This window comes from Microbacterium sp. KSW4-4 (assembly GCF_023091185.1).
Lineage (GTDB): Bacteria > Actinomycetota > Actinomycetes > Actinomycetales > Microbacteriaceae > Microbacterium > Microbacterium paraoxydans.
This window is the reverse complement of record NZ_JAHWXJ010000001.1, coordinates 1,203,653-1,219,520: the sequence shown is the minus strand read 5'-3', so window position 1 is coordinate 1,219,520 and position 15,868 is coordinate 1,203,653. Positions and strand designations below refer to the sequence as shown.

Sequence of the window (15,868 nt, the reverse complement as noted above, 5' to 3'; positions counted from 1 at the left end):
TCTGTGCCAGACGCGCTGCCCGACCTGTTCCACGCCGACGGTGTGCTGTTCGACCTCGACGGCGTCCTCACGCCGACCGCCGAGGTGCACATGCGCGCCTGGAAGGCGGTCTTCGATGACGTCTTCGCCCGCTGGGACATCACGCCGCCGTACACCGACGAGGACTACTTCGCCTACGTCGACGGCAAGAAGCGCTACGACGGCGTCGCGAGCCTGCTGCGCAGCCGCAACGTCGAGGTGCCCTGGGGATCCGTGGACGACGACCCGTCCGCCGAGACCATCTGCGGGATCGGCAACCGCAAGAACGCCGCGTTCGCGACGTCCCTCCGCAGCCAGGGCATCGCTCCGTTCCCCGGCTCCCTCGCCGTCGTCGAGGCGCTGCACGCCGCGGGGATCCCGCTCGGCGTCGTCTCCAGCTCCAAGAACGCCGAGGAGGTGCTGGCGGCCGCCGGCATCCGGTCCTTCTTCCGCGTCGTGATCGACGGCGTCGTCGCCGAGCGCGAGCACCTCGCCTCCAAGCCCGCGGCCGACATGTTCGCCGCCGGCGCCACGGCCCTCGGCGTCGACCCGGCCCGCAGCATCGCCGTCGAGGACGCCACCTCCGGCGCCGCTTCGGCCGCCGCCGCCGGCTACGCCGTCGTCATCGGCGTCGACCGCGGCGCCGGCGCCGACGCACTCCGCGCCGCCGGCGCGACCCACGTCGTCGACGACCTCGGCGTCCTGCTTCCCGCCGCCCGCACCGACACCCCGGAGACCGCATGATCGACCGCGACCGCTTCCCCGTCGACCCGTGGCGTCTCATCGAGACGCGCTACTCGGAGGAGGGCGTCGGCGAGACGCTGTTCTCGGTCGGCAACGGCTACCTCGGGCTCCGGGGCAACCACATCGAGGGGCGCGGCGCGCAGGAGCACGGCACCTTCATCAACGGCCTGCACGAGACGTGGCCGATCCGGCACGCCGAGCAGGCCTACGGCTTCGCCGAGGTCGGCCAGACGATCGTCAACGCCCCCGACGCCAAGGTGATGCGCCTCTACGTCGACGACGAGCCGATCTCCCTCGACGACGCGGACGTGCGCGAGTACGCCCGCACGCTCGACATGCGCACCGGCGTGCTGGAACGGCGCGTGGTCTGGGAGACCCCGTCCGGCAAGCGGGTGCGCATGCGGGATCAGCGTCTCGTGAGCTTCGAGGAGCGCCACCTCGCCGTGCTGCGGCTCGAGGTCGTCGTCGAGAACGCCAACGCCCCGGTCACGATCAGCTGCCAGCTGCTCAACCGTCAGGACGGGGCGGGCGTCTACGCCGGCTCCCCGATGACGACCAAGGGCGCCGCCTTCGACCCGCGCAAGGCCGAGCGCATCGCGGACCGCGTGCTGGAGCCGGCGGAGCACTGGCAGGACGGGCTGCGCTCCGCGCTGTCGTATCGGGTCGCCGCCTCCGGGATGACCGTCGCCGTCGTCGCCGATCACATCATCGAGACGGAGAACGACTACAACGTCCGCACGCTCATCGAGCCGGACATCGCCAAGAACGTCTTCCGCGTCCAGGCGAAGGCCGGCGTCCCCATCACGATCACCAAGCTCGTCAGCTACCACTCGTCCCGCGGGGTGCCCCCGCGGGAGCTCGTCGACCGCTGCCGTCGCTCGCTCGACCGGGCAGCGGACGAGGGCGTGGAGACGGTGTTCCGTCGTCAGCGCGAGTGGCTCGACGCGTTCTGGGAGCGCAGCGACGTGCAGATCGGCGGGCGGGACGACCTGCAGCAGGCCACCCGGTGGTGCCTGTTCCAGCTCGCGCAGGCCTCGGCCAGGGCGGACGGCGCCGGTGTCCCCGCGAAGGGGCTGACCGGCTCCGGCTACAGCGGCCACTACTTCTGGGACACCGAGATCTACGTGCTCCCGTTCCTCACCTACACGACGCCGCGGTGGGCCTACAACGCGCTGCGCGCCAGGGTGAAGATGCTCCCCGCGGCGCGCCGCCGGGCCGCCCAGCTCAACGAGGCCGGAGCGCTGTTCCCGTGGCGCACGATCAACGGCGAGGAGGCGTCGGCCTACTACGCCGCCGGCACCGCGCAGTACCACATCAACGCCGACATCAGCTTCGCGCTCGGCAAGTACGTGCGGGCGACCGGAGATGAGGCCTTCCTGCGCCGCGAGGGTGCAGACGTCGCGATCGAGACCGCGCGGCTCTGGGCCACCCTCGGTTTCTGGCGGGGGTCGCGGCTCGTCGAGCAGTCCGGCGCCGGCGACGGCCTCCAGACGTTCCACATCCACGGCGTCACCGGCCCGGACGAGTACACGACCGTCGTGAACGACAACCTGTACACGAACGTCATGGCGCGATACAACCTCCGGTACGCGGCCAAGGTCGTGCGGGAGATCCGCGACAGCTACCCCGAGGACTACGCGGCCCTCGTCGAGCGCACGGGCCTCGGCTCCGGTGAGGCGGAGTCCTGGGAGCGGGCCGCGGAGGCGATGTACATCCCGTACAGCGAGAGCCTCGGCATCCACCCGCAGGATTCGCTGTTCCTGGAGCGGGAGGTCTGGGACCTCGCGAACACCCCTGCCGACCAGCGCCCGCTGCTGCTGCACTTCCACCCGCTCGTGATCTACCGCTTCCAGGTGCTCAAGCAGGCCGACGTCGTGCTGGCGCTGTTCCTCCAGGGCAACCACTTCTCGCCCGAGGAGAAGAAGGCCGACTTCGACTACTACGACCCGCTGACGACGGGCGACTCGACCCTCTCGGCGGTCGTGCAGTCGATCCTCGCGGCCGAGGTGGGCTATCAGGACCTCGCGCAGAAGTACTTCGAGCAGTCGCTGTTCGTCGATCTGCACGACCTGCACCACAACGCGGCCGACGGCGTGCACGTCGCCTCGGCCGGCGGTGTGTGGACGGCCCTCGTCTGTGGCTTCGGCGGCATGCGCGACTACGGCGGCGACCTCAGCTTCGACCCGCGGCTCCCCGAGTCCTGGCCGTCGCTGTCGTTCCCGCTGCAGTGGCAGGGGACCGCGATGCAGGTGACCGTCACACGGCACGAGCTGCGCGTCGAGGTGCGCAGCGGACCTCCGGTGCCGTTCAGCGTGCGGGACAACGCGTACATCGCGACCCTGGAGGACGAGGTCATCGTCCCGCTCGCGAACCAGGGACCCGTGATCCCCGGACGCCCGACCCTGCAGGAGTTCGCCGACGCCCGCCGCGACGACGGCACGCGGCTCTCCGCCTCGGTTCCGGTGATCACGAGCGCGATCCCCGTCATCGAGACGATCGACTGACCGCCGACCCACCCCTTTGCGTGTGCCCCACCCCTTTGCGGACGTCCGCAAGGGGGTGGCTCGCGTGAAAGGGGCCGGGTCGAGTGAGAGGGGAGCAACGTCGGTGGCACGCCGTAGGCTGGAGGGGTGACCACAGCCCTCTACCGCCGCTACCGACCCGAGACGTTCGGCGAGATGATCGGGCAGTCTCAGGTGACCGATCCGCTCATGACCGCGCTGCGCGGCGACCGTGTGGGTCACGCCTATCTGTTCTCCGGCCCTCGCGGCTGCGGCAAGACCACCTCGGCGCGGATCCTCGCCCGTTGCCTCAACTGCGCGGAAGGGCCGACCGACACCCCGTGCGGGACGTGCCCGAGCTGCGTCGAGCTGTCCCGGGCCGGTGGCGGATCGCTCGACGTCGTCGAGATCGACGCGGCGAGCCACAACGGCGTCGACGACGCCCGCGACCTCCGCGAGCGGGCGACCTTCGCCCCGAGCCGTGACCGCTTCAAGATCTTCATCCTCGACGAGGCACACATGGTCACCCCGCAGGGCTTCAACGCGCTGCTGAAGCTGGTGGAGGAGCCCCCGCCGCACGTCAAGTTCATCTTCGCCACGACGGAGCCCGAGAAGGTGCTGGGCACGATCCGCTCGCGCACGCATCACTACCCGTTCCGGCTGGTGCCGCCCGCCGCGATGCTCGAGTACGTCGAGAAGCTGTGTGCGGAAGAGGGCGTCATCGTCGAGCAGGGTGTGCTGCCGCTCGTCGTCCGCGCCGGGGGAGGCTCTCCCCGCGACACGCTGTCGCTGCTGGATCAGCTGATCGCGGGCTCGGACGCCCCGGCTGGCTCGGAGACCGTCACGGTCGGCTACGCGCGCGCGGTGGCGCTGCTCGGGTACACCCACGGGGCGCTCCTCGACGAGATCGTCGATGCGCTGGCCGCGGGCGACGCCGCGACCGCCTTCCCGGCCATCGACCGCGTGGTGCAGACCGGACAGGACCCGCGGCGCTTCGTCGACGACCTCCTGGAGCGCCTGCGCGACCTCATCGTCATCGCCGCCGTCGGCTCCGGCGCCTCCGCCGTGCTCCGCGGCATCGCCGAGGACGAGCTCGACCGGATGCGCCGCCAGGCCGAGTCCTTCGGCGCCGCGCGGCTCTCCCGCACGGCCGACGTGGTCAGCGCGGCGCTCGACGACATGTCCGGCGCCACGTCACCGCGACTCCACCTCGAGCTCATGGTCGCCCGGGTGCTCGCTGCCGCTCCCGGTGGCTCGGCCCTGTCCGGCTCCTCGGCGTCGGGCGCGCTGCACCCGCCGGCGACGACGCATCCGCCGGTGATCCCGCCGGTGTCCGCCCCGCCCTCGGCGGCTGTCCCGCCCGAGCCCGAGACCGCGTCGGCGCCCGAGACGGCGACGCCCACGGCATCGGCAGCGACCTCGTCCGCACCGGCCCCGTCCGCGTCCGCGCCGGCCCCGTCCGCTCCTGCGCCGGCGGCCTCCGCTCCTGCGCCGGCGGCCTCCGCTCCTGCGCCGGCCGCAGAGCCCGAGCCCTCCCCGGAACCTGCGCCCGCTCCGGCCCCAAAGTCGTCCGCCGCGCCGTCCGCCCCCGTCACGTTCGACCGTGTCAGCGACGCCTGGCCCGCCGTGCTGAAGCGCCTCGAAGGCATCAGCCGCACGTCCTGGCTGCTCGCCACCGCCGTGCAGCCGCTGGCCTACGACGGCGAGTCCGAGGTGCTGACCCTCGGATTCACGAGTCAGCACGACGTCGCGAAGTTCAAGGGGACCACGCCGGGCTCCGGACCGTCCGACCACCTCCGCACGGCCATCGAGCAGGAGGTCGGGGTGCGGGTCAAGTACCTGCCGGCCCCGATGCCGTCCGGCGGTGCGCCGCGGCAGCCCGCCTCCTCGGCGTCCAGCGCCCCGGCCGACACCGCTCCCGCATCGGAGCCTGCGTCAGCGCGTCCCTCCCGCCCGCAGACCCGCGCCGCCGCCGCCCCCGTGACGGAGTGGGCGGTCGCACCCATCCCGACGACAGCAGCCGCCGCGCCCGCCGCGCCCCTCGCCGTCGACGAGGAGCCGGAGGAGGTCGAGGCCGCCTCCGCCGCCCCGACCCCGCCGACCGACGGCAGGATCGATCGCGATGAGCCGCCGCTGCCCGGCGACGACGACGCTCCCGCGTTCGACGAGGAGCCGCCGTACGATCCGGCCTACGAGCCCCCGGCTCCGTACGACCGCCCTCCCTCCCCACGTGCGACTCCGGCGGCGGCCCCGCAGGCGGCCGCCCGTACGACCCCCGCGGCCGCTCCACCGGTCGTCGTCGAGCGCACCCCCGCCGCCGGCGGCGTGCAGCGCTACGGAGAGGCCGTGATCCGCCAGGTGCTCGGCGCGACGTTCCTTCGCGAAGAGCCCTACGAGCCCCCCACGAGGTTCTCCTGATGTACGACGGCATCGTCCAAGAGCTGATCGACGAGTTCGGCCGCCTTCCCGGGATCGGCCCGAAATCGGCGCAGCGCATCGCGTTCCACATCTTGCAGACGCCGACGTTCGACGTCGCCCGTCTCGCCGAGCTGCTGACCGAGATCCGCATCCGGGTCCGCTTCTGCGAGATCTGCGGCAACGTCGCGGAGCAGGAACGCTGCGCGATCTGTCGCGACCCCCGCCGCAACCAGGCGCTGATCTGCGTGGTCGAGGACGCGAAGGACGTCGCGGCGATCGAGCGCACGCGGGAGTTCCGCGGCCTGTACCACGTGCTCGGCGGCGCGATCAGCCCCATCGCGGGCATCGGGCCGGACGACCTCCGGATCGCCCAGCTCATGACGCGGCTCGCCGACGGCACCGTGCAGGAGGTCATCATCGCCACGAACCCCAATCTGGAGGGGGAGGCGACGGCGAGCTACCTGAGCCGGCTCCTGACGACGATGCAGATCACGGTCTCGCGGCTCGCCTCGGGCCTCCCGGTCGGCGGCGACCTCGAGTACGCGGACGAGGTGACGCTCGGCCGGGCCTTCGAGGGCCGGCGCGTGCTGTGACCCCGCAGTCCGGCTTCTCCCGCCGGGGCTGGCTGCTCTTCGGGGTCATGGCCCTGCTCTGGGGCGTGCCCTACCTCTTCATCAGCGTGGCGGTGGATTCGATCTCCCCGCCGGCGATCGTCGCCGGACGGACACTGATCGCCGCGCTCCTCCTGCTGCCGTTCGCCCTGCGCAGCGGCGCCCTCCGTGCGGCGCTGCGGCACTGGCCGTGGGTGCTGGCCTTCGGGGCTGTGGAGATGGCCGGACCGTTCCTCCTCCTCGGGCATGCCGAGATGACGCTGCCCTCCGGCATGACCGGACTCCTCGTGGCCACGGTGCCGCTGTTCGCCGCCCTCATCGCGCTGGGCGGCGGCGACCGCGGCGTGCTGCGTCCCGCCCGCGGCATCGGTCTTCTGGTCGGCTTCATCGGTGTGGCCATCGTCGTGGCGGGGCCGGGGCTCTTCGGGGGAGAGGTGAGCCTGCTCGCGGCCGGGGAGGTGCTGCTCGTCGCGGTGCTGTACGCGATCGCGCCGTTCATCGTGGCGCGCAAGCTGAACGACGTGCCCTCGCTCGGCACGATCACGCTGTCCCTGCTGATGATCGGCATCTTCTATCTCCCGATCGGTCTGCTCACACAGCACGAAGTGCCGACGCTCCCATCGATCGGCGCGCTGCTCGCTCTCGCCGTCATCTGCACGGCATTGGCGTTCCTGGCCTTCTTCGCGCTGATCCGCGAGGTCGGACCGGTCAGGGCACCGCTGTTCACCTACGTGAACCCGGTCGTGGCGATCGTGCTCGGGGCCATCGTGCTCGCCGAACCCCTCACCCCGGGACTCCTCCTCGGATTCCCGCTGATCATCATCGGGTGCTGGTTCGCCGCCACCGGAGGGCGGCTGCGCCCGATGACGCCCGTTCCGCCCGCCCCCGCCTGAGCCGTCACATGCGCGGGGCGGCATGCGCGCCGATCGTAGAATGACCGTGGGCGGATCCGCCCGACATCCCAGGGAGTGAACGTGGCCCTCATCGTGCAGAAGTACGGCGGCTCGTCCGTCGCCGACGCAGAGAGCATCAAGCGCGTCGCCAAGCGCATCGTCGACACCCGTCGCGCCGGTCACGACGTCGTCGTCGCCGTGAGCGCCATGGGCGACACGACCGATGAGCTGCTGGACCTCGCGAACGAGGTCGCGCCGATCCCCGCCCCGCGCGAGCTCGACATGCTCCTCTCCAGCGGCGAGCGGATCTCGATGGCGCTGCTGGCGATGGCGATCCACTCCATGGGCTTCGAGGCGCGGTCGTTCACCGGCAGCCAGGCCGGCATGATCACCGACTCGCAGCACGGGGCGGCGCGCATCGTCGACGTCACACCCGTGCGGCTCCGCGAAGCCCTCGACGAGGGCGCGATCGTCATCGTCGCCGGCTTCCAGGGGTTCAATCGCGACACCCGCGACATCACCACGCTCGGCCGGGGCGGGTCGGACACGACGGCCGTCGCGCTGGCGGCCGCGCTGTCGGCCGACGTCTGCGAGATCTACAGCGATGTGGACGGCATCTTCACCGCCGACCCGCGCGTGATCCCGAAGGCGCAGAAGCTCGACCACGTCTCCAGCGAGGAGATGCTGGAGCTCGCCGCCAACGGCGCCAAGGTCCTGTACATCCGTGCCGTGGAGTACGCCCGCCGGCACGGCGTCCTCATCCACGCCCGGTCGACGTTCTCGTCGGCCGAGGGTACATACGTTCTGGGCGAGGGCATGAAGAACCCTCGCGAAGCCGAGGGAGCAGTCATGGAAGAACCGATCGTCGCCGGCGTCGCCACCGACTTCAGCCAGGCCAAGATCACCGTCGCCGGGGTGCCCGACGTCCCGGGCAAGGCCGCCGAGATCTTCAAGATCGTCGCGAAGTCCGGCGCCAACGTCGACATGATCGTGCAGAACGTCTCGGCCACGGGGCGCACGGACATCTCCTTCACGGTCCCGAAGGCCGACGCCGCTGCCGCGCTCAAGGCGCTCGCCGGCGAGCAGACCGAGGTCGGCTTCCAGAACCTCATCCACGACGACCAGATCGGCAAGCTGTCCGTGGTCGGCGCGGGGATGCGCACGCATTCCGGTGTCTCGGCGACCCTGTTCGAGGCGCTGTCCGCCGGCGGCATCAACATCGAGATGATCTCCACGTCGGAGATCCGCATCTCGGTCGTGCTCCGCGACACCGACCTCACCGAGGCCGCCCGCACCGTGCACACCGCCTACGGTCTCGACGGCGACGCGGAGGCCACGGTCCACGCCGGCACCGGTCGCTGACCCCCACGCCAGCGCGCTACGCCAGCACAGGCGTTCGCGCGGGTTCAGGCTGTGCTGTGCGCGCGTGCCTGTTGTCCCGCGTTCGCCTGCTGTCGCGGGTCTGCCTGTTGTCCCGGGGTCCACGCCAGCTCAGGCGTTCGCGCGGGTTTAGGCGGCCCTGTCCACGCGCGCCTGTTGTCCCGCGTTCGCCTGATTCGCCGGGGGCGCCTGCCTTCGTGAAACGGACGGGCTTCGGGGTGGTCGCAGCGCGATAGACTCGCGGAAACCCTGACACCGGCGCCAGGCGCAGCATCAGCATCCCGACGCCGCGCCCGAAGCCTCGTACGCCGTACCGCACGAAGCCAAGGAACATCATGACCCGCATCTCCGAATCAGGACTCTCCGTCGCCATCGTCGGCGCCACCGGCCAGGTGGGCACCGTGATGCGCGAGATTCTCGCGGAGCGTTCGTTCCCGATCCGCGAGCTGCGGCTGTTCTCCTCGGCGCGTTCCGCGGGAACGTCGATCGAGTTCGGCGGACAGACGGTCATCGTCGAGGATGTCGAGGCCGCCGACCCGTCCGGTATCGACATCGCCCTGTTCTCCGCCGGTGCCACTGCCAGCCGTGCCTACGCCCCCCGCTTCGCCGAGGCCGGTGCCGTGGTCGTCGACAACTCGAGCGCCTGGCGGATGGATCCCGAGGTCCCCCTCGTGGTCAGCGAGGTCAACCCGCACGCGATCGACGACCGGCCCAAGGGCATCATCGCGAACCCGAACTGCACCACGATGGCGGCGATGCCGGTGCTGAAGGTCCTCGACGCCGAGGCCGGCCTGGAGCGCCTGATCGTGTCGACCTACCAGGCGGTGTCCGGCTCCGGACTCGCGGGCGCGCAGGAGCTGCTCGGCCAGGTCGAGGGCGTGCTCGCGCAGGGCGACACCCTCCGCCTCGTGCACGACGGCTCCGCGGTCGACTTCCCCGAGCCCGAGAAGTACGTCGCGCCGATCGCCTTCGACGTGATCCCGCTCGCGGGCAACCTCGTGGACGACGGAGACAACGAGACCGACGAGGAGAAGAAGCTCCGCAACGAGAGCAGGAAGATCCTGGAGCTGCCCGACCTGCGCGTCGCCGGCACCTGCGTCCGCGTGCCCGTGTTCACGGGTCACTCGCTGTCCATCCACGCCGAGTTCTCCCGCGACCTGACGCCCGAGCGCGCCAGGGAGGTGCTGAGCGCGGCGCCCGGCGTCGTGCTCGACGAGGTGCCGACCCCGCTGCAGGCCGCGGGCAAGGACCCGAGCTTCGTGGGCCGCATCCGTGCCGACCAGTCGGCTCCGGAGGGCAAGGGGCTCGTGCTCTTCATCAGCAACGACAACCTCCGCAAGGGAGCGGCGCTGAACGCGGTGCAGATCGCCGAGGTCCTCGCGGAGCGGCTCGCTCCGGTCTCCTGAGGGCCGCATGGTCTGCGGTGTCCTGGCCGCGAACTAGACTGTTCAGGTGACTGAAAACGTCGATGTCGTCCTGATCGGCGGTGGCATCATGAGCGCCACCCTGGGTACCCTGCTGCACGAGCTGCAGCCGGACTGGAAGATCGTCGCCTTCGAGCGGCTGTCGGACGTGGCGCAGGAGAGCTCCAACCCCTGGAACAACGCCGGGACCGGGCACGCCGCGCTGTGTGAGCTGAACTACATGCCGCAGCAGGGCGACGCTCCGCTCGACCCCGCCAAGGCGATCTCGATCAACGAGCAGTTCCAGCAGAGCCGCCAGTTCTGGTCCTCTCTCGTCGAGAAGGGCGTGCTGGACGAGCCGTCGACCTTCATCAACGCGACGCCGCACATGACGTTCGTGCGGGGCGAGAAGGATGTGGCGTACCTCAAGAAGCGTTACGAGGTGCTCAAGGAGCAGCCGCTGTTCGCCGGCATCGAGTACAGCGAAGACTCCCGCGTCATCAATCAGTGGGCGCCGCTCCTCATGCAGAAGCGGCGGAAGGGCGAGCCGTTCGCGGCGACCCGGGTGCCCGCCGGCACCGACGTCGACTTCGGTGCCCTCACGCACCAGCTGTTCGATCACCTGCGTGAGTCGGGCGTCGCCGTGCGCACCAACCACGAGGTCAAGTCGCTCAAGCGTCAGAAGGACGGCACCTGGCTCATCAAGTACCGCACGACGGTCGGCCGCACCCCGAACGAGATCAAGGCCAAGTTCGTGTTCGTCGGCGCCGGTGGCTGGGCGCTGAAGCTCCTGCAGAATTCCGGCATCCCTGAGATCAAGGGCTACGGCGTCTTCCCGATCGGTGGCCAGTTCCTCAAGACGACGAACCCGAAGATCGTCGCGCAGCACAAGGCGAAGGTCTACTCGCAGGCCTCGGTCGGCGCGCCGCCGATGTCGGTCCCGCACCTCGACACGCGTGTCGTCGACGGCGAGGCGTCGCTGATGTTCGGGCCGTTCGCGACGTTCAGCCCGAAGTTCCTCAAGAACGGCTCGATGCTCGACATCGTCACGCAGGTCCGGCCGCACAACCTCTGGCCGATGCTGCGGGTCGCCTTCGCCAACCCCGACCTCATCACGTACCTCATCAGCGAGCTGATGAAGAACCACCGCAAGAAGGTCGACAGCCTCCGCACGTTCATGCCGACGGCCAAGGACGAGGACTGGACGCTCATCGACGCCGGTCAGCGCGCCCAGGTCATGAAGAAGGACCCGAAGAAGGGCGGCGTGCTGCAGTTCGGCACCGAGGTGGTCGCCTCGGGCGACGGCTCGATCGCCGGTCTCCTCGGAGCATCCCCCGGGGCTTCGACCGCCGTGCCGATCATGCTCGACCTGTTGAAGAAGTGCTTCCCCGGCGAGTACCCGGGCTGGGAGTCGCAGCTGCGCGACCTCATCCCCACCTTCGGCCGGAAGCTCAACGGCGACGCGGAGCTCGCGGAGGAGTCGACCACCGCGACCGCCGCCGTCCTCGGCATCAACGCCTGACCCCGGACCGTGGCGAAGCTCTACTTCCGCTACGGCGCGATGAACTCGGGCAAGTCGACTGCCCTGCTTCAGGCTGCGTACAACTACGAGGAACGCGGCCAGCATGTGCTGCTCGCCAAGCCCGCGATCGACACCAAGGGCGCCGGCGAGATCGAGAGTCGCCTCGGGGTCACGCGACCCGTCGACTTCCTCATCGGTCCGGACGACGACGCCCGCGCGCTCTTCGCGGTCCACCGCGAGCGCATGCGGCGGTCCACGGAGGAGGAGCTCCTCCCGACGGGCCCGGTCGACGTGGCCTGTCTCCTCATCGACGAGGCGCAGTTCCTCACGCCGACACAGATCGATGACCTTTTCCGTATCGCGGTGGAGGACGGCATCCCGGTGATGGCCTACGGCATCCGCAACGACTTCCGCACCCACGCGTTCCCCGGCTCCGCCCGCCTTCTGGCCATCGCGCACTCCCTGGAAGAGCTCAAGACGATCTGCCGCTGCGGGCGCAAGGCGGTGTTCAACGGCCGCGTGGTCGGCGGCCGCTTCGTGTTCGACGGCGACCAGGTCGCGATCGACGAGGGCGCCGACGGCTCCGCCTCGCCCGAGCTCACGACCTACGAGTCGCTGTGCGGCACCTGCTACCTGGAGGAGTCCGGCGGCCGCCTCGGCTGACCCGCTGACCCACCCCCTTCCGCTGGCCCCACCCCCTTCCGGTCGCCCCACCCCTCTGCGTGCGTACGCACCGGGCCGGGACGCGCGAAAAGGGGTGGCTCATGCGCGCAGCATCGCCGCGTTGCGTGGTCTGACCACACACGCTAACCTGTGGTCTGACCACAGGAGGCGAGATGACGGAGCAGCCGGCGCGCGCATGGCGACTCGTGCTCGAGCACATCGAGCGTGACCTGCTCGACGGTCGTCTCGGCCCGGGGGACCGGCTGCCGTCCGAACGGGACCTCGCGAGCGACCTCGGCGTCGGACGATCGAGCGTCCGGGAGGCGTTCCGCGTGCTCGAGGTGCTCGGACTCATCCGCACCGCCACCGGCTCGGGCCCCCAGGCGGGCGCCATCGTGATCGCCACCCCCACTGGCGGGATGTCCGCGCTCCTGAGGCTCCAGGTGGCCGCGCAGGGCTTCCCCCTCGACGATGTCGTCCGCACGCGACTGGTCCTGGAGGATGCGGTCGTGGAGGCGATGTCGTCGGCGGCCCAGCGGGACACCGTGCGGGCGCACGAGCTGCTCACCGCGATGGACGACGGCGCCCTCACTCCGGCCGAGTTCCTGGCCCTCGACGCGCAGCTGCACCTCTCCCTCGCGGAGGGCAGTGGCAACACGGTCATCGCGGCGATGATGGCGGGACTCCGCTCCGCCATCGAGTCGTACGTGCTCGCGGGCGCGGCGACCGTCGATGACTGGGACCGCATGGCCGACCGCCTGCGGTCCGAGCACCGTGCGCTGGTCGCAGCGATCGACGCGGGCGAGATCGACACCGCCCGGCGCCTGGTGCGCGCCCACATCACCGGCTACTACACCGCCGCGGGCCTCACCCGCGCCGCCACCCCGCAGAACTGAGAGGCAGAACATGGTCCAGCGCCAGCTCCCCAACCCCGCCGAGCTGTTGGAGCTCATGAAGTTCAAGAAGCCCGAGCTCGACGGGCGCAAGCGCCGCCTCGACGCCGCGCTCACCATCGACGATCTGCGCACGATCGCCAAGCGCCGCACACCCAAGGCCGCCTTCGACTACACCGACGGCGCCGCTGAGGGCGAGCTGTCGCTGAGCCGGGCACGCCAGGCGTTCCAGGACGTGGAGTTCCACCCCGGCATCCTCAAGCCGGCGCCGGACGTCGACACGGCCGTCGACATCCTCGGCGGTCCGTCTGCGCTCCCGTTCGGCATCGCGCCGACCGGCTTCACCCGGCTCATGCAGACCGAGGGTGAGGTCGCGGGCGCCGGAGCCGCGGCCGCCGCAGGTATCCCGTTCACGCTGTCCACCCTCGGGACCACCTCGATCGAGGACGTCAAGGCGGCGACGGTCCGGGAGCCGCAGGGCCCCGTGCCCGGTCGGAACTGGTTCCAGCTCTACGTCATGCGCGACCGCGAGATCTCGTACGAGCTCGCCCGTCGCGCCGCCGCCGCCGGCTTCGACACCCTGCAGTTCACGGTCGACACCCCTGTCGCCGGCGCCCGTCTCCGCGACAAGCGCAACGGCTTCAGCATCCCCCCGCAGCTCACCCTCGGCACGATCATCAACGCCATCCCGCGGCCCTGGTGGTGGTTCGACTTCCTGACCACCCCGAAGCTCGAGTTCGCTTCGCTGAGCACGACCGGCGGCACCGTCGGCGAGCTCCTCGACGCGGCGATGGATCCGACGATCAGCTACGACGACCTCGCGGTCATCCGCGACATCTGGCCCGGCAAGATCGTCATCAAGGGCGTGCAGAACGTCGAGGACTCCGTGCGCCTGCGCGACGCGGGCGTGGACGGCATCGTGCTGTCGAACCACGGTGGACGCCAGCTCGACCGCGCCCCGATCCCGTTCCACCTCCTGCCCGAGGTCCGTCGGGCGGTCGGCGACGACTTCACGGTCATGATCGACACCGGCATCATGAACGGCGCCGATATCGTGGCATCCGTCGCGCTCGGTGCCGACTTCACGCTGATCGGGCGCGCGTACCTGTACGGCCTGATGGCGGGAGGTCGCCAGGGCGTCGACCGCACCATCGCCATCCTGCGCGGCGAGATCGAGCGCACGATGCGGCTGCTGGGCGTCGCGTCCCTGGCGGAGCTCGAGCCCGGGCACGTGACTCAGCTCACTCGTCTGGTGCCCGTCTCCCGCGGGGCCGGCGTCGAGGTGCACTGACCCACCTGCACGACCAGACGACGCCTGCACGACGGATTCGGTCCTCCCGTCGTGCAGGCGGGCCGAGGTCGTGCGGCTGTGCCCGTCAGACCCGGGTGGAGAGGGTCGGCAGCAGCTCCCGCAGACGCGCGGCCGTGTCCTCCCAACCCTCGACGGCCACCGACGGCACACCCAGGGCCAGGACGGGGTAGTCGTTGCCGCCCTCGTCGAGACGGTCGCCGTAGAACAGCATCGCGGTCAGATCGATGCCGGTGTGGGTGGCGAGCTGCTGCATGCCGAACGCCTTGTCGATCCCGGCGCGGGTGATGTCGATCGAGGTCGAGCCGCCCGAGCGCACCTCGAGGCCCGGGAGCCGCGCGGCGACGGCATCGCGCAGCGCGCCGCGCTTCGAACCCGTCGGATCCCACGCATGCTTCGCGTCGCGTGGGGCCTGCTGGCCGAGCGCGGAGAACGTGATCTGCGAGCCGCGGTCCTCGAGGATCTCGCCCCAGGGCTCGGCCTCCCAGAGCCCGAGACGCTCCGCCTCCTCGCGCAGCGCGGTGAGGGCGGCGGTCTTCTCCTCGTCGCTCAGGTCATGGGCGTACACCGCGACGAAATCGCTGCCGTCATGCCGCAGGTATCGCGTGCCGCACGTCGGGAGCAGATGCAGTCGGGCGAGGGCCGCCGGGTCGGCGTCGGCGAGCTGCGCCACCACCTGCGTGCGGAACTGCGGCTCGTTGCCCCCGGAGATGATCGCGACATCGACGGAACGCAGCAGCTCACCCAGGAGCGCGGCGATCTGCGGGTCGATCGTGCCCTTGGAAGGGGCAAGGGTGTCATCGAGGTCGAAGGCGATGAGAGAGGGCGATGTCATGATGCCTCCACTGTAGGTGTTCGCGGCCGGGAGGACGGTGTGGCGGCGAGCAGCGTGCAGAATATCGCGAGGACGACGCCGATGCTCGCCCCGGTGGCGTTGGCCAGCACGTCGCTCACGGTCGCGGCGCGGTGGGGGAGGGCCAGGTACTGCGCCGTCTCGATCCCCAGCGAAAGGGCCGGACCCACGAGCAGTGATAGCAGCCACGCGCGCCGGGGCACGAGCAGGAACGCGAGCACCCCGACCGGGATGAAGACGGCGACGTTCGCCAGAACCTCGAGTCGCGTGAAGTCCAGGCTCGTCCAGCCGAGCCGCTGAATCGCGCGAAGGAGGAGGTCGAGCAGGTTGGGCATCGTCTGCTCCACGCGCGCGGGCGTGAGCGTGAGGAGGGCGACGCCGAGGAGGAAGGGGAGCCCGAGGGCGACGGCCCACACGCGCGTCGAACGCCGCGGCGGTGGCAGGAGCCTCCCCATGCGTTCCCCTCTCGCACGACATCCCGATACAGAGAAGGCCGCCCCTGCGGGCGGCCTTCTCGTGTCACTGGTCGGGGTGACAGGATTTGAACCTGCGACCTCTTCGTCCCGAACGAAGCGCGCTACCAAGCTGCGCCACACCCCGTTTTGCAACCCTCCGAGTCTACAGCGAAATGCCTCCAGCACCGAATCGAGCACTCCACCC

At 70.7% G+C, this 15,868-nt stretch carries 13 protein-coding genes and 1 tRNA gene; 11 read left to right on the top strand and 3 right to left on the bottom strand.

Translation table 11 applies throughout. The features are described from left to right. Positions 1–3: 3 nt before the first annotated feature. The 11 genes from KZC57_RS06035 (at position 4) to KZC57_RS05985 (ending at position 14,337) form a co-directional block, all read left to right on the top strand. Positions 4–762 (top strand): beta-phosphoglucomutase family hydrolase, encoded by a 759-nt coding sequence (locus tag KZC57_RS06035; RefSeq protein WP_217584241.1) that lies wholly within the window; start codon positions 4–6, stop codon positions 760–762. Further along, a complete protein-coding gene (locus tag KZC57_RS06030; protein WP_060923292.1) occupies positions 759–3,266 on the top strand; it encodes a glycoside hydrolase family 65 protein in 2,508 nt (835 codons plus the stop codon). The genes KZC57_RS06035 and KZC57_RS06030 overlap by 4 nt, the downstream gene beginning before the upstream one ends. A 126-nt stretch (positions 3,267–3,392) precedes the next feature. Then, positions 3,393–5,681 carry a DNA polymerase III subunit gamma and tau gene (locus KZC57_RS06025; RefSeq protein ID WP_247641266.1) on the top strand — a complete coding sequence of 763 codons (2,289 nt, stop codon included), beginning with the start codon at positions 3,393–3,395 and terminating at the stop codon, positions 5,679–5,681. Then, positions 5,681–6,274, top strand: coding sequence for a recombination mediator RecR (recR, locus tag KZC57_RS06020; protein WP_025104255.1), 594 nt, complete (start codon positions 5,681–5,683; stop codon positions 6,272–6,274). The genes KZC57_RS06025 and recR overlap by 1 nt, the downstream gene beginning before the upstream one ends. Further along, a complete protein-coding gene (locus KZC57_RS06015) occupies positions 6,271–7,185 on the top strand; it encodes a DMT family transporter (RefSeq protein ID WP_060921884.1) in 915 nt (304 codons plus the stop codon). The genes recR and KZC57_RS06015 overlap by 4 nt, the downstream gene beginning before the upstream one ends. A gap of 81 nt (positions 7,186–7,266) precedes the next feature. Then, positions 7,267–8,547, top strand: a complete 1,281-nt coding sequence (locus KZC57_RS06010; RefSeq protein WP_025104257.1) for an aspartate kinase — start codon at positions 7,267–7,269, stop codon at positions 8,545–8,547. 353 nt (positions 8,548–8,900) lie between these two features. Further along, positions 8,901–9,971 (top strand): aspartate-semialdehyde dehydrogenase, encoded by a 1,071-nt coding sequence (locus KZC57_RS06005; protein ID WP_247641265.1) that lies wholly within the window; start codon positions 8,901–8,903, stop codon positions 9,969–9,971. 46 nt (positions 9,972–10,017) lie between these two features. After that, positions 10,018–11,490, top strand: coding sequence for a malate:quinone oxidoreductase (locus KZC57_RS06000; RefSeq protein ID WP_060921882.1), 1,473 nt, complete (start codon positions 10,018–10,020; stop codon positions 11,488–11,490). Between the two features lie 9 nt (positions 11,491–11,499). After that, positions 11,500–12,153 (top strand): thymidine kinase, encoded by a 654-nt coding sequence (locus KZC57_RS05995; protein WP_060921881.1) that lies wholly within the window; start codon positions 11,500–11,502, stop codon positions 12,151–12,153. 173 nt (positions 12,154–12,326) lie between these two features. Beyond that, the gene (locus tag KZC57_RS05990; protein WP_247641264.1) at positions 12,327–13,049 is read left to right on the top strand and encodes a FadR/GntR family transcriptional regulator; all 723 of its coding nucleotides are present in this window, start codon (positions 12,327–12,329) and stop codon (positions 13,047–13,049) included. Between the two features lie 10 nt (positions 13,050–13,059). Beyond that, entirely contained in the window at positions 13,060–14,337 is a 1,278-nt protein-coding gene (locus tag KZC57_RS05985) for an alpha-hydroxy acid oxidase (RefSeq protein WP_247641263.1), read from the top strand. 85 nt (positions 14,338–14,422) lie between these two features. Here the strand turns inward: KZC57_RS05985 and KZC57_RS05980 are convergent, their stop codons facing one another. The 3 genes from KZC57_RS05980 to KZC57_RS05970 all read right to left on the bottom strand — a co-directional run bounded on the left by KZC57_RS05980 (position 14,423) and on the right by KZC57_RS05970 (position 15,808). Then, entirely contained in the window at positions 14,423–15,190 is a 768-nt protein-coding gene (locus tag KZC57_RS05980) for an HAD-IIB family hydrolase (protein WP_247641262.1), read from the bottom strand. Next, positions 15,187–15,663, bottom strand: coding sequence for a VanZ family protein (locus KZC57_RS05975; RefSeq protein WP_247641261.1), 477 nt, complete (start codon positions 15,661–15,663; stop codon positions 15,187–15,189). Before KZC57_RS05975 ends, KZC57_RS05980 begins: the two co-directional genes overlap by 4 nt. Before the next feature lie 68 nt (positions 15,664–15,731). After that, positions 15,732–15,808, bottom strand: a tRNA-Pro gene (locus KZC57_RS05970). Positions 15,809–15,868 lie beyond the last annotated feature (60 nt).

What these genes read in the sequence shown, in the direction of transcription:
- KZC57_RS06030 (WP_060923292.1), top strand. Translation starts at nt 759, where the DNA reads ATGATCGACCGCGACCGCTTCCCCGTCGACCCGTGGCGTCTCATCGAG.
- recR (WP_025104255.1), top strand. Translation starts at nt 5,681, where the DNA reads ATGTACGACGGCATCGTCCAAGAGCTGATCGACGAGTTCGGCCGCCTT.
- KZC57_RS06005 (WP_247641265.1), top strand. Translation starts at nt 8,901, where the DNA reads ATGACCCGCATCTCCGAATCAGGACTCTCCGTCGCCATCGTCGGCGCC.
- KZC57_RS05990 (WP_247641264.1), top strand. Translation starts at nt 12,327, where the DNA reads ATGACGGAGCAGCCGGCGCGCGCATGGCGACTCGTGCTCGAGCACATC.
- KZC57_RS05985 (WP_247641263.1), top strand. Translation starts at nt 13,060, where the DNA reads ATGGTCCAGCGCCAGCTCCCCAACCCCGCCGAGCTGTTGGAGCTCATG.
- KZC57_RS05980 (WP_247641262.1), bottom strand. Translation starts at nt 15,190, where the DNA reads ATGACATCGCCCTCTCTCATCGCCTTCGACCTCGATGACACCCTTGCC.
- KZC57_RS05975 (WP_247641261.1), bottom strand. Translation starts at nt 15,663, where the DNA reads ATGGGGAGGCTCCTGCCACCGCCGCGGCGTTCGACGCGCGTGTGGGCC.